This window comes from Streptococcus sp. CL5.50 (assembly GCF_049738015.1).
Taxonomy (GTDB): domain Bacteria; phylum Bacillota; class Bacilli; order Lactobacillales; family Streptococcaceae; genus Streptococcus; species Streptococcus mitis_CA.
This window is the reverse complement of record NZ_JBKOTR010000003.1, coordinates 150,770-174,918: the sequence shown is the minus strand read 5'-3', so window position 1 is coordinate 174,918 and position 24,149 is coordinate 150,770. Positions and strand designations below refer to the sequence as shown.

Annotated in this window: 24 protein-coding genes; 23 read left to right on the top strand and 1 reads right to left on the bottom strand. The window is 40.8% G+C overall.

From position 1 onward, the window contains the following. The first annotated feature begins 125 nt into the window (after positions 1–125). From rpsF to ACLNCV_RS03220, 12 genes are all read left to right on the top strand, one after another. The gene (rpsF, locus tag ACLNCV_RS03275) at positions 126–416 is read left to right on the top strand and encodes a 30S ribosomal protein S6 (RefSeq protein ID WP_075232201.1); all 291 of its coding nucleotides are present in this window, start codon (positions 126–128) and stop codon (positions 414–416) included. 11 nt (positions 417–427) lie between these two features. Then, the gene (gene ssbA, locus ACLNCV_RS03270) at positions 428–898 is read left to right on the top strand and encodes a single-stranded DNA-binding protein SsbA (protein WP_000609602.1); all 471 of its coding nucleotides are present in this window, start codon (positions 428–430) and stop codon (positions 896–898) included. 31 nt (positions 899–929) lie between these two features. Then, the gene (gene rpsR, locus ACLNCV_RS03265) at positions 930–1,169 is read left to right on the top strand and encodes a 30S ribosomal protein S18 (RefSeq protein WP_000068664.1); all 240 of its coding nucleotides are present in this window, start codon (positions 930–932) and stop codon (positions 1,167–1,169) included. Positions 1,170–1,415: 246 nt separating this feature from the next. Continuing rightward, a complete protein-coding gene (locus ACLNCV_RS03260) occupies positions 1,416–1,919 on the top strand; it encodes a GNAT family N-acetyltransferase (protein WP_153199465.1) in 504 nt (167 codons plus the stop codon). 81 nt (positions 1,920–2,000) lie between these two features. After that, positions 2,001–3,401 (top strand): bifunctional Cof-type HAD-IIB family hydrolase/peptidylprolyl isomerase, encoded by a 1,401-nt coding sequence (locus tag ACLNCV_RS03255; protein ID WP_424844855.1) that lies wholly within the window; start codon positions 2,001–2,003, stop codon positions 3,399–3,401. A 1-nt stretch (position 3,402) separates the two neighbouring features. Continuing rightward, the gene (locus ACLNCV_RS03250) at positions 3,403–3,756 is read left to right on the top strand and encodes a S1 RNA-binding domain-containing protein (protein WP_261125909.1); all 354 of its coding nucleotides are present in this window, start codon (positions 3,403–3,405) and stop codon (positions 3,754–3,756) included. 61 nt (positions 3,757–3,817) lie between these two features. Further along, complete coding sequence (locus tag ACLNCV_RS03245; RefSeq protein WP_261022980.1) at positions 3,818–4,567, top strand: tRNA1(Val) (adenine(37)-N6)-methyltransferase; 750 nt, start codon at positions 3,818–3,820, stop codon at positions 4,565–4,567. Continuing rightward, positions 4,557–4,853 (top strand): GIY-YIG nuclease family protein, encoded by a 297-nt coding sequence (locus ACLNCV_RS03240; RefSeq protein WP_033685375.1) that lies wholly within the window; start codon positions 4,557–4,559, stop codon positions 4,851–4,853. The genes ACLNCV_RS03245 and ACLNCV_RS03240 overlap by 11 nt, the downstream gene beginning before the upstream one ends. A gap of 178 nt (positions 4,854–5,031) precedes the next feature. Beyond that, entirely contained in the window at positions 5,032–5,967 is a 936-nt protein-coding gene (locus ACLNCV_RS03235) for a manganese-dependent inorganic pyrophosphatase (RefSeq protein ID WP_049488515.1), read from the top strand. An 86-nt stretch (positions 5,968–6,053) separates the two neighbouring features. After that, on the top strand, positions 6,054–6,566 hold the full coding sequence (locus ACLNCV_RS03230; RefSeq protein ID WP_153209965.1) for a YiiX/YebB-like N1pC/P60 family cysteine hydrolase: 513 nt from the start codon (positions 6,054–6,056) through the stop codon (positions 6,564–6,566). Beyond that, positions 6,550–7,200, top strand: a complete 651-nt coding sequence (locus tag ACLNCV_RS03225) for a DUF1803 domain-containing protein (RefSeq protein WP_261241015.1) — start codon at positions 6,550–6,552, stop codon at positions 7,198–7,200. The genes ACLNCV_RS03230 and ACLNCV_RS03225 overlap by 17 nt, the downstream gene beginning before the upstream one ends. A gap of 98 nt (positions 7,201–7,298) precedes the next feature. Beyond that, positions 7,299–7,490 carry a CsbD family protein gene (locus tag ACLNCV_RS03220; protein WP_000051182.1) on the top strand — a complete coding sequence of 64 codons (192 nt, stop codon included), beginning with the start codon at positions 7,299–7,301 and terminating at the stop codon, positions 7,488–7,490. A gap of 46 nt (positions 7,491–7,536) precedes the next feature. On the opposite strand, the gene ACLNCV_RS03215 is transcribed toward ACLNCV_RS03220, so the two are convergent. Next, positions 7,537–8,982 (bottom strand): UDP-N-acetylmuramoyl-L-alanyl-D-glutamate--L-lysine ligase, encoded by a 1,446-nt coding sequence (locus tag ACLNCV_RS03215; RefSeq protein WP_261188581.1) that lies wholly within the window; start codon positions 8,980–8,982, stop codon positions 7,537–7,539. Positions 8,983–9,087: 105 nt separating this feature from the next. Here ACLNCV_RS03215 and ACLNCV_RS03210 point away from each other — a divergent pair, with 105 nt between their 5' ends. From ACLNCV_RS03210 to mltG, 11 genes are all read left to right on the top strand, one after another. Continuing rightward, on the top strand, positions 9,088–10,713 hold the full coding sequence (locus ACLNCV_RS03210) for a putative polysaccharide biosynthesis protein (protein WP_424844854.1): 1,626 nt from the start codon (positions 9,088–9,090) through the stop codon (positions 10,711–10,713). Between the two features lie 202 nt (positions 10,714–10,915). After that, the gene (locus ACLNCV_RS03205; protein WP_261052002.1) at positions 10,916–12,874 is read left to right on the top strand and encodes a peptide ABC transporter substrate-binding protein; all 1,959 of its coding nucleotides are present in this window, start codon (positions 10,916–10,918) and stop codon (positions 12,872–12,874) included. A gap of 316 nt (positions 12,875–13,190) precedes the next feature. Then, positions 13,191–13,646 (top strand): hypothetical protein, encoded by a 456-nt coding sequence (locus tag ACLNCV_RS03200; RefSeq protein ID WP_045612047.1) that lies wholly within the window; start codon positions 13,191–13,193, stop codon positions 13,644–13,646. A gap of 270 nt (positions 13,647–13,916) precedes the next feature. Beyond that, a complete protein-coding gene (locus ACLNCV_RS03195) occupies positions 13,917–15,011 on the top strand; it encodes a cystathionine gamma-synthase (protein WP_045612046.1) in 1,095 nt (364 codons plus the stop codon). A gap of 7 nt (positions 15,012–15,018) precedes the next feature. Next, positions 15,019–16,185 carry a MalY/PatB family protein gene (locus tag ACLNCV_RS03190; RefSeq protein ID WP_084926700.1) on the top strand — a complete coding sequence of 389 codons (1,167 nt, stop codon included), beginning with the start codon at positions 15,019–15,021 and terminating at the stop codon, positions 16,183–16,185. A 92-nt stretch (positions 16,186–16,277) separates the two neighbouring features. After that, positions 16,278–19,376, top strand: coding sequence for a DEAD/DEAH box helicase (locus ACLNCV_RS03185; RefSeq protein WP_261241007.1), 3,099 nt, complete (start codon positions 16,278–16,280; stop codon positions 19,374–19,376). A 47-nt stretch (positions 19,377–19,423) separates the two neighbouring features. Then, positions 19,424–20,041 (top strand): hypothetical protein, encoded by a 618-nt coding sequence (locus ACLNCV_RS03180; protein ID WP_045612040.1) that lies wholly within the window; start codon positions 19,424–19,426, stop codon positions 20,039–20,041. A gap of 10 nt (positions 20,042–20,051) precedes the next feature. After that, complete coding sequence (gene murC, locus ACLNCV_RS03175; RefSeq protein ID WP_261241006.1) at positions 20,052–21,386, top strand: UDP-N-acetylmuramate--L-alanine ligase; 1,335 nt, start codon at positions 20,052–20,054, stop codon at positions 21,384–21,386. A 9-nt stretch (positions 21,387–21,395) separates the two neighbouring features. Beyond that, positions 21,396–21,869, top strand: coding sequence for a GNAT family N-acetyltransferase (locus ACLNCV_RS03170; RefSeq protein WP_261057172.1), 474 nt, complete (start codon positions 21,396–21,398; stop codon positions 21,867–21,869). Then, positions 21,859–22,371 (top strand): GNAT family N-acetyltransferase, encoded by a 513-nt coding sequence (locus ACLNCV_RS03165; RefSeq protein ID WP_261022938.1) that lies wholly within the window; start codon positions 21,859–21,861, stop codon positions 22,369–22,371. Before ACLNCV_RS03170 ends, ACLNCV_RS03165 begins: the two co-directional genes overlap by 11 nt. Before the next feature lie 61 nt (positions 22,372–22,432). Next, on the top strand, positions 22,433–24,127 hold the full coding sequence (gene mltG / locus ACLNCV_RS03160; RefSeq protein WP_424844853.1) for an endolytic transglycosylase MltG: 1,695 nt from the start codon (positions 22,433–22,435) through the stop codon (positions 24,125–24,127). The last annotated feature ends 22 nt before the right edge of the window (positions 24,128–24,149 follow it).

Here is a 24,149-nt window from a genome sequence, read left to right as displayed (position 1 = left end):
TTTTTTATTTCGGTGTTTTTACTTGCGTAAAAAAATATTTTCTAGTATAATAGTTTATTGTGAGCGAACCTCACTTACCCCTTGCAAAGTCTTGGGGTCATTAGACCAAAAGGAGGAACATATCAATGGCTAAATACGAAATTCTTTATATCATTCGTCCAAACATTGAAGAAGAAGCTAAAAACGCTTTGGTAGCACGTTTTGACTCTATTTTGACTGACAACGGTGCAACTGTTGTTGAATCAAAAACTTGGGAAAAACGTCGTCTTGCATACGAAATCCAAGATTTCCGTGAAGGACTTTACCACATCGTTAACGTTGAAGCAAACGACGATGTAGCTCTTAAAGAGTTTGACCGTCTTTCAAAAATCAACGCTGACATTCTTCGTCACATGATCGTCAAAACTGACGCGTAAGAAGGTAAACTATGATTAACAATGTTGTACTTGTAGGGCGTATGACACGTGACGCTGAGTTGCGTTATACCCCATCAAATGTAGCAGTTGCGACTTTTACTCTTGCAGTAAACCGTACATTTAAGAGTCAAAATGGCGAACGTGAGGCTGATTTTATCAATGTCGTTATGTGGCGCCAACAGGCTGAAAACCTTGCTAACTGGGCTAAAAAAGGCTCACTTATCGGGGTGACAGGTCGTATCCAGACTCGTAGTTACGATAACCAGCAAGGACAACGTGTCTACGTGACAGAGGTCGTGGCTGAGAATTTCCAAATGTTGGAAAGCCGTAGTGTGCGTGAGGGTCACACAGGTGGAGCTTATTCTGCACCAAGTTCAAACTATTCAGCACCTACAAATTCAGTACCAGACTTTTCACGTGATGAAAATCCATTTGGAGCAACAAATCCATTGGATATTTCAGATGATGATTTACCATTCTAATGGACAACTAAAATTATAAAGGAGAAAAAACATGGCTCAACAACGTCGTGGCGGATTCAAACGCCGTAAAAAAGTTGATTACATCGCAGCAAACAAAATTGAATATGTTGATTACAAAGATACTGAGCTTCTTAGCCGTTTCGTTTCAGAACGTGGGAAAATCCTTCCTCGTCGTGTAACAGGAACTTCAGCTAAAAACCAACGTAAAGTAACAACAGCTATCAAACGCGCTCGCGTAATGGCTTTGATGCCTTTCGTAAACGAAGATTAAAAAAAGGGGTCCAGTGGACCTCTTTTTCATGAGCTAGAAAACAAGAAAGCGAATTAAGACCCGGTTGGGTCTTTTTTTCACGAGCCTTGAGAGAGCAAGTTGGGGTCCAGTGGACCTCTTTTTCATGAGCTTGAAAACAAGAAAGTGAATTAAGACCCGGTTGAGTCTTTTTTTCACGAGATAGTTTTTTTCTGACCTTGGCGTGCTATAATGGTAATAGAAAGAGTAAAGGTGGGTAAGTCAAAGATGAATTGTACGATTAGAAATATGATTAAGTCTGATATTAAATCCTTATCTCATGGATTTATGAATCAAGGTTGGCCTGGTAGAGAGGAAATTTTGGCTAGATATTTTCTGGAACAGGAAAGTGGGGAGAGAGAAGTCTTAGTTGCAGAGATTGATGGTGCTGTAGCGGGCTACGTTACCATTTTGCCCTCTGCTAAACATGGTCCTTTTGCAGAAGTCTATCCAGAATTATCAGATTTTAATGTGTTTGAGCCTTTTCGAAATCAAGGGATTGGGAATCAATTGCTAGAAGAAGCAGAAAAACGAGTCAAGTTTGTTTCGAGTAAGATCACTCTTGGTGTAGGTTTGCACTTGGGGTATGGTCCTGCCCAGAGATTGTATATCAAACGAGGCTATATTCCAGATGGGACAGGTGTCTGGTATCGAAATCAACCCTTGGAAATGAATGCAACTAGCCAAAATAATGATGATTTGGTTTTGTATTTAGTAAAGGAATTCGGATAAGAGACAAGGATTTTATTGGGGATGTGGGATTTCTCTACTTTATGGTATAATGGAAAGAGTTAGATTGAAAGAGGTAGTGAGATGGATGCCAAATTAAGATACAAGGCAAAGAAGATCAAGATTGTCTTTTTTGATATTGATGATACCTTGCGGAATTCAAAGACAGGTTTTATTCCAGCTTCAATCCCAACTGTTTTTAAGCAATTACGTGAGAAAGGAATTTTGACAGGTATTGCTTCTGGACGAGGGATTTTTGGTGTCGTTCCGGAGATTCGTGAGCTCAAGCCTGACTTTTTTGTGACCTTAAATGGAGCCTATATCGAAGATAAAAAAGGTCAGGTTATTTATCAACATAAGATTGAGAAGTCAGATGTTGAGGAGTATATCTCTTGGGCCAAGCAAGAGGGAATTGAGTATGGTTTGGTTGGGAGTCATGATGCCAAGTTGTCGACTCGCACCAATATGATTAGTGAGGCTATCAATCCAATTTATCCAGATTTAGATGTAGATCCTGATTTTCATGAAAAAGAAGATATCTATCAGATGTGGACTTTTGAAGATAAAGGAGATGACTTGCACTTGCCTGACAGTCTCTCTGATAAACTTCGCATGGTTCGTTGGCATCAACATTCGTCTGATATTGTGCCGATTTCAGGCTCCAAAGCGACGGGTGTGGAAAAGGTTGTGGAACATCTTGGCTTGAAACCAGAGAACGTCATGGTCTTTGGAGATGGGCTCAATGACTTGGAACTCTTTGATTATGCTGGAATCAGCGTTGCAATGGGAATTTCTCATGATAAGATCAAAGAAAAAGCAGATTATAAAACAAAAACACTAGAAGAAGATGGCATTTTTGATGCCCTAGAAGGATTTGGTATGGTAGAAAAAGAATTGCATTTCCCACAAGTAGACATTGAAACAGTAGAAGGTCCTATCGCGACTATTAAGACCAATCACGGAGACTTGCGTATTAAGCTCTTCCCTGAACATGCTCCTAAAACAGTGGCTAACTTTGTAGCTCTTTCAAAAGATGGTTACTATGATGGTGTCATTTTCCATCGTATTATCAAGGACTTTATGATTCAAGGTGGAGACCCAACTGGAACTGGTATGGGTGGCGAGTCAATCTACGGTGAATCATTTGAGGATGAGTTCTCAGAAGAACTTTACAATATCCGTGGTGCCCTTTCCATGGCCAATGCTGGTCCAAATACCAACGGTAGCCAGTTCTTTATCGTGCAAAATCAACATCTGCCTTATTCTAAGAAAGAAATTGCTCGTGGTGGTTGGCCAGAACCGATTGCGGAAATCTATGCCAACCAAGGTGGAACCCCTCACCTAGACCGCCGTCATACTGTTTTTGGTCAGCTAGCTGATGAAGCTTCTTATGCTGCCTTGGATACTATTGCTGCTGTTGAGACAGGGGCCATGGACAAGCCGGTTGAAGATGTCGTGATTGAAACAATTGAAATCGAGGACTAAGATGAAAATCGGTGATAAGCTAAAGGGGCGTATTACAGGGATTCAGCCTTACGGTGCCTTTGTTGAGCTAGAAACGGGTGATACGGGGCTGATTCACATTTCAGAGATTCGGACAGGCTTTATTGAAAATATACAAGAAGCCTTGAAAGTGGATGAAGAAGTTCAAGTTCAAGTAGTGGATTTAGATGAATTTACAGGGAAAGCTAGTCTTTCTATCCGCACTTTGGAGGAGGAAAAGCACCAGTTTCCTAGACGGAGACGCTTTTCAAGCGACCGCTTTAACTACGGCTTTGCGCCTCTCAAAAGAATGATGCCAATTTGGACCAAGGAAGCCCTTCAACATTTGAAGAAGTAGAAGAATTAGTTAGAAATCTATATTCTTTGTAATGTTAATATAAATTTGCTATAATAGGACCATGGAAGAAGAACAATTATTAAAATCAGGAGAGCGTATTAACCAGCTCTTTTCGACAGATATCAAAATCATTCAAAATAGAGAGGTTTTTAGCTATTCGGTGGATAGTGTTCTCTTGTCACGTTTTCCACGTTTTCCTAAAAAGGGCTTGATAGTGGATTTTTGCGCTGGAAATGGAGCGGTGGGGCTATTTGCTAGCACTCGGACTCAGGCACAGATTTTGGCTGTTGAGATTCAGGAGCGTTTGGCGGATATGGCTGAACGCTCTGTCCGTTTGAATGGTTTAGAAGAGCAGATGGAGGTCATCTGTGATGATTTGAAAAATATGCCTACTTACATCCAGGGAAGTAAGGTGGATATGATTTTGTGTAATCCACCCTATTTCAAGGTGGATCCTCATTCAAACTTGAACGAGAGCGAACATTATCTCTTGGCGCGACATGAAATCACGACCAATTTGCAGGAAATCTGTCGTAGTGCCCAGAGTATTCTCAAGTCTAATGGGCGTTTGGCCATGGTTCATCGTCCTGATCGACTTTTAGATATCTTGGACAGCTTACAACGGCATAATCTAGCTCCTAAGCGCCTGCAGTTTGTTTATCCAAAAAGAGAAAAGGAAGCCAATATGCTTTTGATTGAGGCTATCAAGGATGGCTCGAAAAGTGGCTTTAAGGTCTTACCACCTCTCATTGTGCACAATGATGATGGCTCTTATACGCTGGAACTCGAAGAGATTTATTATGGATCATAAGGCTTATATGTACGTGCTGGAGTGTCGTGACGGATCCTACTATACAGGCTATACGACTGATGTGAGAAGACGCCTCGCTGTCCACAATAGTGGGAAGGGAGCCAAATATACACGAGCACGCTTGCCAGTCAAACTTATCTATGCTCAAGGTTTTGCCAGTAAGGAAGAAGCCATGTCAGCAGAAGCCCTTCTCAAGCTTAAGAAGAGGCCACAGAAGGAAAGATTTTTATCTGAAAATCAAGATAGAAATTTACTCATACTCAATGAAAATCAAGGAGCAAACTAGGAAGCTAGCCGTAGACAGTACTTGAGTACGGCAAGGCGAAGCTGACGTGGTTTGAAGAGATTTTCGAAGAGTATCAGTTATTTTGAAGAATCGTGAGGAGCCCTTTGACTCCTCTTACTTTTGTCAAAAAGCGAAAAAAATGCTACAATAAAGAGAATAAACAAAATGAGGTATTATCATGTCTAAGATTCTAGTATTTGGTCACCAAAATCCAGACTCAGATGCCATCGGGTCATCTGTAGCCTTTGCCTACCTTGCAAAAGAAGCTTACGGTTTGGATACGGAAGCTGTTGCCCTTGGAACTCCAAATGAAGAAACAGCCTTTGTCTTGAACTATTTTGGTGTAGAAGCACCGCGTGTCATCACTTCTGCTAAAGCAGAAGGTGCAGAGCAAGTTATCCTGACTGACCACAATGAATTCCAACAATCTGTATCAGATATCGCTGAAGTAGAAGTTTATGGTGTTGTGGATCACCACCGTGTGGCTAACTTTGAAACTGCAAGCCCACTCTACATGCGTTTGGAGCCAGTTGGTTCAGCGTCTTCAATCGTTTACCGTATGTTCAAAGAACATGGTGTAGCTGTACCTAAAGAGATTGCTGGTTTGATGCTTTCAGGTTTGATTTCAGATACTCTTCTTTTGAAATCACCAACAACACACCCAACAGATACAGTCATCGCTCCAGAATTGGCTGAATTGGCTGGTGTCAACTTGGAAGAGTATGGTTTGGCTATGTTGAAAGCTGGTACAAACTTGGCTAGCAAATCTGCTGACGAATTGATTGACATCGATGCTAAAACTTTTGAATTGAACGGAAATAATGTCCGTGTTGCTCAAGTAAACACAGTTGACATCGCTGAAGTATTGGAACGCCAAGCAGAAATTGAAGCTGCAATGCAAGCTGCTAACGCAGCAAACGGCTACTCTGACTTTGTCTTGATGATTACAGATATCGTCAACTCAAACTCAGAAATCCTAGCACTTGGTGCCAATATGGACAAGGTTGAAGCAGCCTTCAACTTCAAACTTGAAAACAATCATGCCTTCCTTGCTGGTGCCGTTTCACGTAAGAAACAAGTGGTACCTCAATTGACTGAAAGCTTCAATGCTTAAGATTTTGAGTGTTAATTCAAATTAGGAAAGGCTAGTTTGCCTTATATCGAAAGGAGTTTCGGCTCCTTTTTTTCTAGGAGTGAAGCATGTTAGAAAATGGCGATTTGATTTTTGTGAGAGATGAGTCAGATATGGGACATGCCATCCAGACTTCCACAGGCAACTATAACCATGTTGCGATTTGTTTGGATGGGATGATTTACCACGCTAGTGGACAGGCGGGTGTTGTCTGTCAAGAACCGGCAGACTTCTTTGAGTCCAATCACTTGTACGACCTCTATGTTTACCCAGAAATGGATATCCAGTCTGTGAAGGAAAAAGCTTGCAAACATCTAGGAGCACCCTACAATGATTCTTTCTATCCAGATGGAGAAGGTTTTTACTGTTCCCAGTACATGGCAGAAATTCTCCCCATTTTTGAAACCATTCCCATGAAATTTGGGGATGGGGAGCAGGTGATTAGTGATTTTTGGAGGGAGTATTACAGAGAACTAGATCTGCCTGTTCCTTTGAACCAGCCGGGGACCAATCCTAGTCAGTTGGCAGCATCGCCTCTGTTAGAAAGTAAAGAAAGGAATCTTCATGATTCAGATTTTTAATCCATCTCGTTTGACGAGACAGCCATTTTTTAGAGAATTGATCCGCTATTTGGACCAGCATGATGATGTTATTTTGAGAGAAATTAAGGCTCAATTTCCAGATGTGGCAGTCGATAAACTCATGGAAGAGTATATAAAGGCTGGCTTGATTCTACGGGAAAATAAGCGTTATTACCTTAATCTTCCTATGCTTGAATCACTCGATAGTCTAGAACTGGATCAAGAGATTTTTGTCAGCGAAGATAGTACGGCCTATCAAGCCTTGTTAGAGCAGCGTTTTGAGACGGAATTACGAAATCAAACCAATGCTGCTATTTTAGTTGAAAAGACAGACTTTGCGAGATCAAAAATGACCCTTTCCAATTATTTCTACAAGGTCAAACATCAGTATCCTTTGACAGAAAAACAGCAGGAACTTTACGACATTTTGGGAGATGTTAATTCTGAGTATGCTCTCAAATACATGACAACTTTTTTGCTAAAATTTCTCAAAAAAGACCAGCTCATGCAGAAACGCCGTGATATCTTTGTGGACAGTTTAGTTGTCCTAGGTTATATTATTCAAAATGAAGATGGAAAGTATGAGTTGGCCGTCGATTTTGATAAGGAAAGATTAACTTTCTACTTGGCCTGATTTTTTTCTGAGCACATTGTTTGACTTTCCTTAGTATTCGGTATAAACTATATGTAACCGGTAACACATATCGGAATAAAATTAAAGGAGACAATCATATGTCACTTGAAAACAAATTGGAACAAGCAACAGGCGCTATCAAAGAAGGATTTGGTAAAGTTACTGGGGATGGCAAGACTGAAGCAGAAGGTGCTGTAGAAAAGACAGTTGCTAAGGCAAAAGAAGTAGTTGAAGACGCTAAAGGTGCTGTAGAAGGTGCCGTTGAAGGTTTGAAAAACGCTTTTAAATAAAAATAGAAAAAATCAAGGGTTTCATTTCCCTTGATTTTTTACTATCTTATAAATAATTTTCTGCGACGGCTGCATCTCCAGGATAGGCTTCTTTCTTGCCTTGGACGATTTGGTAGCAATCGGCACCCTTACCGGCGATAATAACTGCATCTAATTCGTGATTTGTGATAGCCATAGCTGCCTTGATGGCTTCTTGGCGATCCGCAATTTTTTCAACAGGATGATTGATGTAACTCCTAATTTCATCTGCAATGGCCATTGGGTCTTCATAGTTAGGGTCATCAGCAGTCAAAAAGACTTGAATCTCAGGGTGTTGATTGAGGAGAAGTCCAAAGTCCTTACGACGACTTTCTCCCTTATTTCCTGTCGAACCTAACACCAGAGCAATCTTTCCTGTTTGATGAGTCTCTACAACATTGATGAGTTTTTTGAGACTGTCACCATTGTGGGCGTAGTCGATGAAAACCTTGGCTCCGTTTTTCTGAGTGAGGACTTCCATACGACCAGGAACACGGGTTGCAGCGATTCCTTTTTTGATGTCCTCAAGACTAGCTCCGAGACGGAGGCAAGCAAGTCCAGCAGCAACGGCATTTTCTTGGTTAAAGTGGCCAATGAGTTGAATATCATAATCTCCAGCGAGTTTACCCGTAGCTGAAAAGCTAAAGGCTTTGGAATTCTCGATTTGGTTATCAGACTGGCTGCCGTAGAAATCATGGTCTTGATCTTCTACTTGTTCTTTCAAGACAGAAAAGTGATCCATGTCACTATTAATGATGACTGCTCGGCTATTTTTCATCAAGAGACGCTTGTGGTAGAAGTAGTCTTCAAAGCTAGGGTGTTCAATCGGGCCGATATGGTCGGGGCTGATATTGAGGAAAACTCCCACATCAAAGGTTAGACCATAGACACGTTTGACCAGATAGGCCTGACTGGATACTTCCATGATGAGGTGAGTACGGCCATTTTGCACAGCTTGATTCATCATATCAAAGAGGTCAATACTCTCAGGGGTTGTTAATGCAGACTTAAAGAAAGTCTTGCCATCTAGAGTTGTATTCATGGTCGAGAGCATAGCCGGTCGATGCCCTTGAGATAAAATGTTATAGGCGAAGTAGGCTGCTGTTGTTTTACCCTTAGTACCAGTAAAGGCAAGGAGTTTGAGTTTTTTCTGTGGATTGCCATAAAATTCCATAGCTACCAAACTCATGGCTTTCTTGATATCACTGACGATGATAGCAGGAATACCAACCTCATAGTCTTTTTCAGCTACATACCAACCGAGGCCTTGAGAGATGGCAGAAATCAGAAATTCCTTCTTAAAGGCAGCACCTTTAACGAAAAAGAGGCTCTTTTCTTTAGCCTTGCGGCTGTCATAGCAGATGGTGTCAAATATGACATGGCTGTAGTTGTAGTGATAATGTCCTTGGTCGATAATCTCACGGAAGAGACCATCTTTCTTTAAAATATCTAATACGGTTTCAATCTTAATCATACTTTCTATTGTAAACCGAAAGTCGTAAATTTACAAGTGACAAGGAAAAGTTTATAATGGAAGATGAGGAATTTTTCCTAGTGATTAAAATTAAATGAGGAATCTATGTCTAACGAAAACAATCACCAGCAGGCCCAGATGTTACGGGGGACTGCTTGGCTAACGGCTAGTAACTTTATCAGTCGTCTACTCGGTGCCATTTATATCATCCCTTGGTATATCTGGATGGGGTCTTATGCGGCTACGGCCAATGGTCTCTTTACCATGGGCTACAATATCTATGCCTGGTTCTTGCTGATTTCAACAGCGGGGATTCCAGTTGCAGTGGCCAAGCAAGTTGCCAAGTATAATACCATGCGAGAAGAGGAGCATAGTTTTGCCCTGATTCGGAGTTTTTTAGGCTTTATGACGGGACTAGGTCTGGTCTTTGCTCTAGTCTTGTATGTCTTTGCTCCATGGCTAGCAGACTTGTCGGGTGTAGGGAAAGACCTGATCCCAATCATGCAGAGCTTGGCTTGGGCGGTCTTGATTTTCCCATCTATGAGTGTTATCCGAGGTTTCTTCCAAGGGATGAATAACCTGAAACCTTATGCCATGAGCCAAATCGCTGAGCAGGTCATTCGTGTTATCTGGATGCTTTTAGCTACCTTTATCATTATGAAGATTGGTTCAGGAGATTATCTAGCAGCGGTAATCCAATCAACCTTTGCTGCCTTTGTCGGCATGGTAGCCAGTTTTGCAGTTTTGCTTTACTTCCTTGCTAAGGAAGGATTACTAAAAAGAGTCCTTGAAACAGGAGATAAGATTAACAGCAAGCGTCTCTTAGTCGATACCATTAAGGAAGCCATTCCTTTTATCCTGACAGGGTCTGCCATCCAGCTCTTCCAGATTCTGGACCAGATGACCTTTATCAATAGTATGAGCTGGTTTACCAATTATAGTAATGAAGACTTGGTTGTCATGTTTTCTTATTTCTCAGCTAACCCTAATAAAATCACTATGATTTTGATTTCTGTTGGGGTTTCGATTGGTAGTGTAGGATTGCCACTCTTGACTGAAAACTATGTCAAGGGAGACTTGAAAGCAGCTTCTCGCCTAGTTCAGGACAGCATTACCATGCTTTTCTTATTCCTACTGCCAGCAACAGTTGGAGTGGTCATGGTAGGAGAACCTCTTTATACGGTTTTCTATGGCAAGCCAGATAGTTTGGCTATGGGTTTGTTTGTCTTTGCAGTTTTGCAGTCTACTATTTTAGGCTTGTACATGGTCTTGTCACCAATGCTTCAGGCCATGTTCCGAAACCGTAAGGCTGTTCTCTATTTTATCTATGGTTCTATTGCCAAGCTAGTCTTGCAACTTCCAACCATCGCTCTCTTCCACAGTTATGGTCCTTTGATTTCCACAACTATCGGTCTTATCATTCCTAATGTCTTGATGTATCGGGATATTTGTAAGGTAACAGGTGTCAAGCGCAAGATTATTGTGAAGCGAACCATTTTAATCAGTTTGTTAACTCTTTTCATGTTTCTTGTAGTTGGGACATTGCAGTGGATTTTAGGATTTGTCTTCCAACCAAGTGGACGTTTGTGGAGTTTCCTATATGTAGCTCTTGTCGGTGCCATGGGGGGAGGAGTTTACGGATTCTTGAGTCTTCGTACCCGTTTATTGGATAAGGTGATTGGACAAGCCCAAGCTAATCGCTTACGAGCAAAATTAAGAATTTCTCAATAATTTTTTTATAAATAAAAGGGATAATTTGAACATTTCTATCATGAAATGCTTGAATTATTCTCTTTTTTATTAATTTGTATTATATTTTTTATAATTTGTAGATAGTAATTTAATTTTTCTTAAATTTTACTTAAAAAACTATTGACTAAATAAAACCTGTAATGTATAATAAGACAAATATTTAAATCAGGAGGTTCTGGAGATGAAAAAGTCTAAGGCCAAGTATGCAACGCTTGCAGGTGTCGTGTTAAGTGCAGGTATTTTGTTAAGTGCCTGTGGAAATTCTAGCACAGGGTCAAAAACATACAATTATGTTTATTCAAGTGATCCATCTAGTTTGAACTATCTAGCAGAAAACCGTTCAACAACTACTGATATTGTGACCAACCTGGTAGATGGTCTCATGGAAAATGACCAATATGGGAACTATGTCCCATCCTTGGCTGAGGATTGGAGTGTTTCTAAGGACGGTTTGACCTATACCTACAAACTGCGGAAAGATGCTAAATGGTATACTGCAGATGGAGATGAATATGCTCCTGTAACTGCCCAAGATTTTGTCACTGGTTTGAAATATGCGGCTGATAAAAAATCAGAAGCCTTGTACTTAGTGCAAGAATCCGTTGCAGGTTTAGATGACTATATCACTGGTAAAACAAGCGACTTTTCAACTGTCGGAGTCAAGGCTCTTGATGACCAAACCGTTCAATATACCTTGGCACGACCAGAATCTTATTGGAACTCAAAAACAACTTCAACCATTCTCTTCCCAGTCAATGCAGATTTCTTGAAATCAAAAGGGGATGATTTTGGGAAGGTAGACCCATCTAGCATTTTGTATAATGGACCTTTCTTGATGAAATCCTTTGTTTCAAAATCTGTCATCGAATTCAAGAAAAATCCTAACTACTGGGATGCTAAAAATGTCTTTGTAGATGATGTCAAATTGACTTATTTTGATGGTAGTGACCAAGACGCGTTAGCACGTAATTTTACCGAAGGTGTTTATAGCTACGCTCGTCTTTATCCAAATAGTTCAAGTTTTGAAGGAATTAAAGAAAAGAATAAGGACAATATCATTTATAGCATGCAAGATGCCACTTCTTACTTCTTAAACTTTAACCTAGATAGAAAATCTTATAAATTCACTTCTAAGACAAGTGATGCTGAAAAGAAATCGACTCAGGAAGCGGTTCTTAATAAAAACTTCCGTCAAGCCATTAATTTTGCCTATGACCGTACAGCTTACGGAGCCCAATCTCAAGGAGAAGAGGGGGCAACTAAGATTTTGCGTAACTTGGTTGTTCCTCCAAACTTCGTAAGTATCAACGGAAAAGACTTTGGTGAAGTAGTAGCCTCGAAGATGGTTAACTACGGTAAGGAATGGCAAGGAATCAACTTTGCGGATGCTCAAGATCCATACTACAATCCAGAAAAAGCTAAAGCTAAATTTGCTGAAGCTAAGAAAGAACTCCAAGCCAAAGGAGTCCAATTCCCTATACACTTAGATAAAACTATAGATTTGGCTAATAAGGCTGAAATTCAAGGAATCAATTCCATGAAGCAATCAATAGAATCTGTCTTAGGTGCAGATAATGTTGTGATTGATGTTCATCAACTTTCTACAGAGGACTATGATAGTTCAGGTTATCTTGCTCAAACTGCAGCTCAGAAGGATTATGATCTTTACAATGGTGGTTGGACTCCAGACTATCAAGATCCTTCAACTTACCTCGATATCTTTAGTGTCAATAGCGGAGGTATGTTGCAAAACCTTGGTTTAGAGCCAGGTGAAGTTAATGACAAGGCCAAGGCTGTTGGGCTGGATGTCTATACTCAAATGTTGGAAGAAGCTAATAAGGAGCAAGATCCAGCTAAACGTTATGAGAAATATGCTGATGCTCAAGCTTGGTTGGTGGATAGCTCTCTAGCAATTCCAAATGTTTCACTTGGTGGAACACCAACATTGAGAAAAATCGTTCCTTTCTCAACACCATATTCATTGGCTGGTAATAAAGGGGTTGAATCATATAAATACCTCAAATTACAAGATAAGACAGTTACAAAAGACGAATATGAAAAAGCCAAAGAAAAATGGTTGAAAGAAAAAGAAGAATCTAATAAAAAAGCCCAAGAAGAATTGACAAAACACGTCAAATAAGGATTTTTCAAGAAAAACGATGGTTTCGAAAGAAGCTGTCGTTTTTTTATAGAATGATGGTGAATTTGGAAGAAAAGTGCTTACATTTTTTAATTGGTTTATTAAATTTATGTTATAATGAATATAATAAAAGGTGTGAGAAGCTATTTTTTAAATCCTCTTCCAGTGTTAACTGAAGTATGCACATGCTAGGATGATTTTATAGGAGGGATGCTGTCTACTGGAAAAGTAAGATAAAATGTAACAAATGATAAGTTCTTCTTTTATGTGAAGAGTTCTTATCTGTCTATTTACTAATCGTTATGGAGGTAAGATCATGGGTGCTATTATGGAGTTTGCAACAGAAAAACAGATTGAATCATTTCTCTCAATTTGCCACATTGAAGGGCAAAAGAATTTTCTGATGGCTTTTAAGAAAAAGACATGGTTGAAATCCTTTATTGATTTCTTCATTATAGGAGGGACTTACTATGTTCAGTCGAGTGTGAAGCCTAAGATTCTGGCATTCACACCTAATGGAATCTACTTGATGGACATCAGTGATGTAACAGAAAATCATTCTAATCAAGTCGTAGAGATGCCTTGGAATCAAGTTCAAGATTTTACTTATAAGCCAGCCTTGAATACAGTTAGGCTGAATTGGAACTATCAAAATGAAGTCTATATTTTTTCCGTGGATGTCGGTCAGATTGGTCAGCATGTGGGCCAATATCAATTTAATAAAGACCATTATGACTATTTAGCCCAACACGATTTCTTTCGGTTAAAGTAAACCCTAGCAATCATTTTCACGAAAGAATCTGGAATATTTTCTGGATTCTTTTTAGCTTTACTATCTAATACTCAATGAAAATCAAAGAGCAAACTAGGAAGCTAGCCGCAAGCTGTACTTGAGTACGGTAAGGCGACGCTGACGTGGTTTGAATTTGATTTTCGAAGAGTATAAGTCTATAGTTTAAAACTATAACCAGCTCTTGAAAAGAAGAAAATGAGTTGATGAAAATAAGTGGTACAATAGTTACTATAGATTTGGAGGTATTGTATGAGCAAGGAATTACGCATCAACACAATTTTGGCCCAGGCGGGTATTAAGTCAGATGAAGCGACAGGAGCTTTGGTGACACCGCTTCATTTTTCAACGACTTATCAGCACCCAGAGTTCGGTCAGTCTACTGGTTTTGACTATACGCGTACTAAAAACCCAACTCGCAGTAAGGCTGAAGAAGTCTTGGCAGCCATTGAGTCCGCAGATTATGCCCTAGCGACTAGCTCAGGCATGTCAGCAATTGTACTGGCCTTTAGCGTCTTTCCAGTAGGAAGTAAGGTCTTAGCTGTCCGTGACCTTTATGGTGGTTCTTTCCGCTGGTTCAACCAAGTGGAGCAAGAAGGCCGTTTCCATTTTACCTATGCCAATACAGAAGAAGAGTTGATTGCCGAGTTGGAGAAGGATGTGGATGTTCTCTATATCGAAACGCCAACCAACCCTTTGATGTTGGAATTTGATATCGAAAAACTAGCAAAGTTGGCTCATGCTAAGGGTGCCAAAGTGGTGGTGGACAATACTTTCTACAGCCCTATCTACCAACGTCCGATTGAAGATGGAGCAGATATCGTTCTTCATTCAGCAACCAAGTATCTAGCAGGACACAATGATGTCTTGGCTGGAGTGGTTGTGACCAATAGTTTAGAACTATACGAGAAACTCTTCTACAATCTCAATACGACAGGGGCAGTCTTGTCTCCATTTGACAGTTATCAATTGATTCGTGGTCTCAAGACCTTGTCTCTTCGTATGGAGCGCTCAACAGCTAACGCCCAAGAAGTGGTTGCCTTTTTGAAGGATTCCCCAGCAGTTAAGGAAGTTCTCTACACTGGTCGTGGAGGCATGATTTCCTTTAAAGTAGCTGATGAAACACGCATTCCTCACATTTTGAACAGTCTTAAGGTCTTCTCTTTTGCGGAAAGTTTGGGTGGGGTAGAAAGTCTCATTACTTATCCAACGACGCAAACTCATGCTGATATTCCAGCAGAAGTGCGCCATTCTTATGGTTTAACAGATGACCTCTTGCGTTTGTCGATTGGGATTGAGGATGCTAGAGATTTGATTGCAGATTTGCGCCAAGCCTTGGAAGGATAAGACAAAGATGGGAAAATATGATTTTACAAGCCTGCCCAATCGTTTAGGGCACCATACCTATAAATGGAAAGAAGCAGAAACAGATAGTGAAGTCCTACCAGCTTGGATAGCGGATATGGACTTTGTAGTCTTGCCTGAAATCCGCCAAGCCGTGCAGACTTACGCTGATCAACTGGTTTATGGCTATACCTATGCCAGTGAAGAGTTAATTCACGAAGTTCAAAAGTGGGAAGCCACACAACACGATTACCACTTTGACAAAGAGGCTCTTGTCTTTATCGAGGGTGTGGTACCAGCCATCTCAACAGCTATTCAAGCCTTTACAAAAGAAGGCGATGCGGTTTTGATTAACACACCTGTCTATCCACCCTTTGCACGCAGTGTCAAGTTGAATAACCGTAGATTGATTACCAATTCTTTGGTGGAAAAGGATGGTCTGTTTGAGATTGACTTTGACCGACTTGAAAAGGATTTGGTAGAAGAGGATGTCAAACTTTATATTCTTTGCAACCCTCACAATCCTGGTGGACGTGTTTGGGAAAAGGAAGTGTTGGAGAAGATTGGCCAACTCTGCCAAAAACACGGTGTTTTCTTGGTTTCAGATGAGATTCACCAAGATTTGGCCCTCTTTGGTCACAAGCATCATTCCTTCAATACCATCAATCCTGACTTTAAAGAATTTGCTATCGTCTTGACTAGTGCCACTAAAACCTTTAATATTGCTGGAACAAAAAATTCATATGCAGTCATTGAAAATCCTAAGTTGAGACTGGCTTACCAGAAACGCCAGTTGGCCAATAACCAGCATGAAATTTCAGGCTTGGGTTATTTGGCGACAGAAGCTGCCTATCGATACGGTAAAGATTGGTTAGAGGAACTCAAGCAAGTCTTTGAAGACCATATCAATTATGTGGTGGATTTATTTGGAAAAGAGACTAAAATCAAGGTCATGAAACCGCAAGGAACCTACTTGATTTGGCTTGATTTTTCAGCCTATGACCTGACTGATGAAAAATTACAAGAGCTTTTGAGAAATGAAGCCAAGGTTATCCTCAATCCTGGTTTGGATTATGGGGATGAAGGAAGTCTTCATGCCCGCCTCAATGTAGCCATGCCTAAATCCCTGCTGCAAGAAGTTTGTCAGCGGATTGTGACGACTTTTGCTAAACTTTAAAAATCCAGCCTTCTAGGAGAAAAGTCTTCCTAGAAGGCTATTTTCATAGGGGAAAATATGGTATAATAAAAAGATAAGGTAAAGGTAAAAATATGGCTAAATTGATTCCGGGGAAAGTCCGTATCGAAGGCGTTGCCCTTTATGAAACTGGTAAGGTTGACATCATCAAGGAAAAGAACAATCGGCTCTATGCTCGCGTTGCAGAAGAAGAACTGCGCTATAGTTTAGAGGATGATTTGGTTTTTTGTGCCTGCGATTTTTTCCAAAAGAGGGGCTACTGTGTGCATTTGGCAGCTCTGGAGCATTTTCTGAAAAATGATGAGCGTGGTCAGGAAATCTTGCAAAGTCTGGAAGAAGGTCATGAGGAAAAAGAGGCCGTTGAAACCAAGGTGACCTTGGGTGGCAAATTTTTGGAACGAATCTTGTCTCCAAAATCAGAACGTGCCTATGAATTATCGGCTGTGGGGCAAGTGGAAGCAGGAACCAATCATATCTTGTGGACCCTGAGAATCGGCCAAATCAATAGCCAAAAATACTACGTCATTCGGGATATTCCACTCTTTTTAAGAATTGTCGAGCAGAGAAAGTCTTATATGATTGGCAAGATTTATGAGGAGTCTCTTTCTTGGGAAGCCTTTGATGAGGCCAGTCAAGAACTTCTGACTTTCTTGCGCGGACTGATGGAGGAAGGACAGGCTCCAGACCTCTTTTTCCAAAACCAAGGTCGGCACCTCTTTTTCCCTCTGACTTTTTTTGAGCAGGGTGTGAATTTACTGATGACTTTGCCGCATTTTCAATTTGACCATCAAGTGGATAGCTACCAGACTCTACTTTTTCAGGATATGCATGCTGATGCCAATCTCTTTGCCTTTACAGTAACAGAATACTCGGATTATTTTGAAATGGAAATCCATGAGAGTCCGAGGGTCAATGCCTTTTATCAGGGAGCTGTGCTTTTCCATAAAGGACAGGTTTATTTTCTAACAGACCAGCAGATGCGTCTTCTCAAGGAAATCAAAGCGCTGCCTTTGGATCAACATGGAAAGAAATACCTGCAATTTGATAGCAGTGACCGAGATAAGTTGGCTTCTTGTCTAACGCTCTTTGGCCAGATGGGCACCGTTTCAGCTCCAGAACGTCTACAAATCAAAACTTTTGCACCATCTTTTTACTTTGACAGGGAAGAGGATAATCGGATTCGTTTGGAAATTCAGTTTGATTATGGAAATAGACAGGTATCTAGCCGACAAGAGCTAGAAGAATTGCCATTTTCGAGTGATGCTGATTTAGAAGAAAGAGTTTTCCAAGTCTGTTTGGCAGCTGGTTTTGAAGCAGATTTTCAATCTTGGCGTCAGGCCTTAAAAGCAGAGTCTGTTTATCATTTCTTCCATGAAATGATTCCAGTCTTTGAAAAACTCGGGAATGTTGATCTATCAGACAAGCTAGAAGAACTCTATAACCTAGCAAGCCCTCAAGTGCAGATTGCTTCCAAGGGAGGTCTCTTGGAAATTCAGTTTGATTTTCAAGATATTGCCCAGGAGGAAATCGACCAAGCCATGCAGGCCTTGGTTGCCAATCAAGATTTTTACATTGATGCGTCTAATCAAGTCTACTTTTTCGATGAAGAAACCAAGAAAATTCGCCAAAATCTACAGGAACTGGGGCAGCTTGAATTAAAAGATGGGGCTTTGCAGGCTCGAAAACCCTTGGCCTACAGTTTAGCTCATCTTTTTGAAGGGCGTGACCGTGTTTCTTTTTCACAAGAATTTCAGAATCTGGCCCACGATTTGACGCATCCAGAGGATTTTCCTCGACAGGCAACTCAGGTTAAGGCTGATTTACGAGATTATCAGGAAAAGGGAATCGGCTGGCTGCAGATGCTCCATCATTATGGTTTTGGTGGGATTTTGGCTGATGATATGGGACTTGGTAAAACCCTGCAGACCATTGCTTTTTTGACCAGTCAAGTGACAAAAGAAAGTCGGGTCTTGATTTTAGCTCCGTCAGGTTTGATTTACAACTGGGCAGATGAATTTCAGAAGTTTGCCCCACAGTTGGATGTAGCTGTTGTTCATGGCTTGAAAGCTAGTCGTGAAGAGATTCTTGCTGAAAGCCATCAAATCTATGTGACGAGCTATGCCACCTTCCGTCAGGATAGCGATCTTTATCAGGGGATGGCCTTTGACTTCCTTTTCTTAGATGAGGCCCAGGTCATGAAAAATGCCCAGACCAAGATAGCCCAGACCTTGAGACAATTTGTGGTGCCGTCAGTTTTTGCCTTGTCAGGAACTCCTATTGAAAACCATCTGGGTGAGTTGTGGTCTATTTTCCAAATCGTCATGCCAGGACTCCTGCCAAGCAAGAAAGAATTTATGAAATTGTCAGCAGAGCGAGTGGCTCAGTTTATCAAGCCTTTCGTGATGCGGCGCAAGAAAGAAGAAGTTCTGACTGAATTGCCAGACTTGATTGAAGTGGTTTATAAAAATGAACTGGAAGACCAGCAAAAGGCTATCTACCTAGCCCAGTTGCAACAGATGAGGGACCGTCTAGCTCAAGTTTCAGATCAGGAATTTCAGCGAAGTCGGGTGGAAATTTTATCTGGTTTGATGCGCTTGCGCCAAATCTGTGATACTCCTGCCCTCTTTATGGAGGATTATCAGGGAGCCAGTGGCAAACTGGATAGTCTCCGAGACCTGCTGGTACAGGTGGCAGACGGCGGACACCGTGTCTTGATTTTCTCGCAGTTCAAGGGAATGTTGGAGAAAATTGAACAAGAACTGCCAGACTTGGGCATGACATCCTTTAAAATTACGGGTTCAACCCCAGCCAAGGAAAGACAAGACATGACCAAGGCCTTTAACCAAGGAGAAAGAGATGCCTTTCTGATTTCTCTTAAGGCTGGTGGTGTCGGTCTGAACTTGACAGGTGCTGATACAGTGATTTTGGTTGACCTTTGGTGGAATCCTGCGGTGGAAGCGCAAGCCATTGGCCGTGCCCATCGGATGGGGCAGGAAGAAACGGTTGAGGTCTATCGCTTGGTGACCAGGGGAACCATTGAAGAAAAAATTCAAGAACTCCAAGAACAGAAGAAACATCTGGTGTCACAAGTATTGGACGGCACAGAGTCACGTGGCAGTCTGACCCTAGCAGAAATTAGAGAAATTTTGGGAATTTCTGAAGCCAGCACTTGAAAAATCAAGACAATACGCTATAATGAAGTGTTGAAAGGAAATAGAAAATGAGAGAAGAACGATTTCCATTGGTGTCAGATGACGAGGTCATGCTGACTGAGATGCCGGTTATGGACCTCTATGATGAGTCTGACTTTATCAGTAATATCAAGGGAGAATACCGTGATAAGAATTATCTGGAGTGGGCCCCTATTACTGAAGAAAAACCAGCAAAACCGATTGAAAAACCAGTAGAGAAACCTAAGAAATCTGGTTTAGGAGTTAAAAAAGAAGGAAAGAGCTATGCGGAGGTGGCGCGTGAAGAAGCGCGTGCGGATTTGAAAAAGAAACGCTCAGCAAGTTATCTGACTAAGGATATTACTCCTACAAGACGCCATTCTCATCCAAGTCTAGTTAGGCAGGGCAATCAACCTACCGCGCCTTTCCAAAAGGAAAATCCTGGTGAATTTGTCAAATATAGTCAAAAATTGACCCAGTCTCATTACATCTTGGCGGAAGAAGTGAGCAATATTTCGACTCAATCTGAGCCAAAAGAAACTTCAGGTCCAAAGAAAAATAATTATGATTTTCTGAAGAAGAGCCAAATCTACAATAAAAAGAATCAACAAAAAGAACAAGAACGTCAGGTTGCCCAAGAGTTGAATCTGACAAGAATTACTGAATAGGGGAGAAAACATGTCAAAGACATATCATTTTATCGGAATTAAGGGATCAGGGATGAGTGCCTTGGCCTTGATGTTGCATCAAATGGGGCATAAGGTACAGGGATCAGATGTTGAAAAGTACTACTTTACTCAACGTGGTCTTGAGCAGGCAGGGATTACTATTCTTCCTTTTGATGAAAAGAATCTAGACGGTGATATGGAAATTATCGCTGGAAATGCCTTTCGTCCAGATAACAACGTCGAAATTGCCTATGCGGACCAAAATGGAATCAGCTACAAACGTTACCATGAGTTCCTAGGTAGCTTTATGCGCGACTTTGTCAGCATGGGAGTTGCTGGAGCGCACGGCAAAACTTCAACGACAGGTATGTTGTCTCATGTCTTGTCTCACATTACAGATACTAGCTTTTTGATTGGGGATGGGACAGGTCGAGGATCAGCTAATGCCAAATATTTTGTCTTTGAATCTGACGAATATGAGCGCCACTTCATGCCGTACCACCCAGAATATTCTATCATCACTAACATTGACTTTGACCATCCAGACTATTTCACAAGTCTAGAGGATGTTTTCAATGCCTTTAACGACTATGCTAAACAAATTACTAAAGGTTTGTTTATCTACGGTGAGGATACTGAATTGCGTAAGATTACGTCTGATGCACCAATTTATTATTATGGTTTTGAAGCAGAAGGTAATGACTTTGTCGCTAGTGATCTTCTTCGTTCAACAACTGGTTCAACCTTCACCGTTCATTTCCGTGGACAAGACTTGGGGCAATTCCACATTCCAACCTTTGGTCGTCACAATATCATGAATGCGACAGCCGTTATTGGTCTTCTTTACACAGCAGGATTTGATTTGAACTTGGTGCGTGAACACTTGAAAACATTTGCCGGTGTTAAGCGTCGTTTCACTGAGAAAATTGTCAATGACACAGTGATTATCGATGACTTTGCCCACCATCCAACAGAAATCATTGCAACCTTGGATGCAGCTCGTCAGAAATACCCAAGCAAGGAAATTGTTGCAGTCTTCCAACCGCATACTTTTACAAGAACCATTGCTTTGTTGGACGAATTTGCTCACGCTTTGAACCAAGCGGATGCTGTTTATCTAGCCCAAATTTATGGATCCGCTCGTGAAGTAGACCATGGAGATGTTAAGGTAGAAGACCTAGCTAATAAAATTAACAAGAAACACCAAGTGATTACTGTTGAAAATGTTTCTCCACTCCTAGACCATGACAATGCTGTTTACGTCTTTATGGGAGCAGGAGATATCCAAACCTATGAATACTCATTTGAACATCTTTTGTCCAACTTGACAAGCAATGTTCAATAGGCTATTCTCATGGAAATTCCAATTAAGATCATTCAGGCAAGTAAGTCTGATTTGACTGAGATAGAGACACTTCAGGCCACATCTTTTCCAGTTGAAAAGCAGCAACCTTCCCATATTTTAGAAGAAAGTATCCGTAAGTATGCGGATACCTTTCTTCTAGCTAGGGATGAAAATCAGCTTCTGGGCTATGTTCTAGGTGGTCCTTACCCACATAATCCGAAATGTCTAGAAATACATTCTTTAGTCATCGAGGCTGACCATCAGAGACAGGGCTTGGGAACGCTTCTTCTTGCGGCTTTGAAAGATGTGGCAGTTGAGCTGGATTACAAAGCTATTCGTTTGAAGAGTCCGGATAAGTTGCTTTCCTATTTTGAAATGAACGGTTTTATTGATGAAGAAGAGACAGATTCGCTTTATGCAGCTAGTCAAGGTTTTAGTATGATTTGGTTTAATCTCTTTTTTAGGAGGCAAAATGGAAATTAGGAAAGCAAGATTAGAAGATTTGGATCGTATCGTTGAGATTGAACTAGAAAATTTCTCGATTGAAGAAGCCATTCCTCGCTCTGTTTTTGAGGCGCATTTGCGAGAAATTCAGACCTCGTTTCTGGTTGCAGAAAAAGAAGGTAGAATCATGGGGTATATAGAAGGACCAGTTGGCTCCCACCGTCATCTGCAAGATCAGTCCTTTACAGAAGAGATAGAAGATTATAGTCATGAGCCTGGTGGTTATATCTCTGTGACCTGTCTTTCTATTGCCGAGGAGGCACAGGGAATAGGACTAGGTCAGAAATTGCTAACAGCTTTGAAAGAACTAGCTCTTGAACACGAAAGAGAAGGCATTAACCTAACCTGTCATGACTATCTCATTACTTACTACGAAAAACATGGATTTATCAATGAAGGCCAGTCCCAGTCAACCTTTGCAGGGGAAACATGGTATGATATGGTCTGGGAAGCTAAAAAATCAGCTAGAAAAGCATGCTAGGTTGCTTTTCTTTCGTTTTTAAGATATAATATTATGGATTGTCAACGAGGAGGATAAACTTTTGAGTGAAAAGTCAAGAGAAGATGAAAAATTAAGCTTTAAAGAGCAGATTTTACGTGATTTAGAAAAAGTAAAACGTTATGAAGGGATTCGCCAAGAGACCACTGAACTTGCAGAGAAAAAAGAAGCTCTATTTGTCCCTGAAACAAAACTCGCAGATGAAGATGTTATGGTTGCATCCCTATCAGCTGTTGAAAAAATTATGGAGAATGCACCACGTGTTCCAAAACATCCTAGTGAGGATATGCCTGCATCACCGGCAGATGAATCGAGAGTAGAAGCTCCGATTACTCCTCGTCACCCTAGTCAAGATGTTCCAGCTTCACCAGTTGAGGCAAGTCCATCAAGACCGGTTCCAGGGCCAGAGACTAATCGTCCAAAAAAGGTCGAAGAAGATTTCAACGTAACTCCAACAAGAGTAGCTGTTTCTTATAAGACTGAAGCTAAAAAAGAGCCTCAGAAAGAAGTAACAAAACCAGAACCAGTTATGGAAACGGAAGCTGTTGAAGTCATTTCTGAAACTCCGAGTCGTAGTCGTCGTGAGACTGTTAAACCTGTCAAGAAGAAAAAATCACATTTGAAGGCTTTCTTCATTTCTCTACTGATTTTCCTTGCCTTGATTTCGGCAGGTGGCTACTTCGGTTATCAGTACGTCCAGTCATCTTTATTACCAGTTGACGCTAATTCTAAGAAGTATGTAACTGTTCAAATCCCAGAAGGAGCCAATGTCCAAGAAATTGGCTCAGCACTTGAAAATTCTGGTGTGATTAAACACGGAGTGATTTTTGCTTTTTATGCTAAATATAAGAATTATTCAGATTTGAAGGCTGGATATTACAATTTGCAAAAGAGCATGAGTACAGAGGATATCATTAAGGAACTCCAAAAAGGTGGTACTCCTGAACCTCAAGAACCTTCACTTGCAGATTTAACGATTCCAGAAGGATATACGATTGATCAAATCGCCCAAGCTGTAGGCCAATTACAAGGTGAATTTAAAGAGCCTTTGACAGCGGAAGCTTTTTTGGCTAAAGTTCAAGATGACAACTTTATCAGTCAAGAAGTTGCTAAATATCCAAACCTACTCGAAAGCTTGCCAACGAAAGAAAGTGGAGTTCGTTATCGTTTAGAAGGATTCCTCTTCCCAGCGACATACTCTATCAAGGAAAGCACAACTATTGAAAGTTTGATTGATGAGATGTTGGCAGCTATGGATAAGACCTTGACTCCGCACTATAGTGCAATTAAGTCTAAAAACTTGACAGTCAATGAATTGCTAACAATTGCTTCACTTGTTGAAAAAGAAGGTGCTAAGACTGAAGACCGTAAGTTGATTGCAGGTGTCTTCTACAATCGTTTGAACCTTGGTATGCCACTTCAAAGCAATATTGCAATCTTGTATGCCCAAGGGAAACTTGGTCAAAATATTAGCCTAGCAGAAGATGCTGGAATTGACACATCGATTAATTCACCATACAATGTTTATACCAAACCTGGTTTGATGCCTGGTCCAGTAGATAGTCCAAGTCAGGACGCGATTGAAGCAAGTATTAACCAAACAAAGAGTGAGAACCTCTACTTTGTAGCCAATGTTACAGATGGTAAAGTCTATTACGCAGTGACACAGGAAGAACATGATCGTAATGTAGCTGAGCACGTCAATAGCAAACTTACTCAAAATAGTAGTTCAAACTAAGACTACAAAAATGAGAATCTCA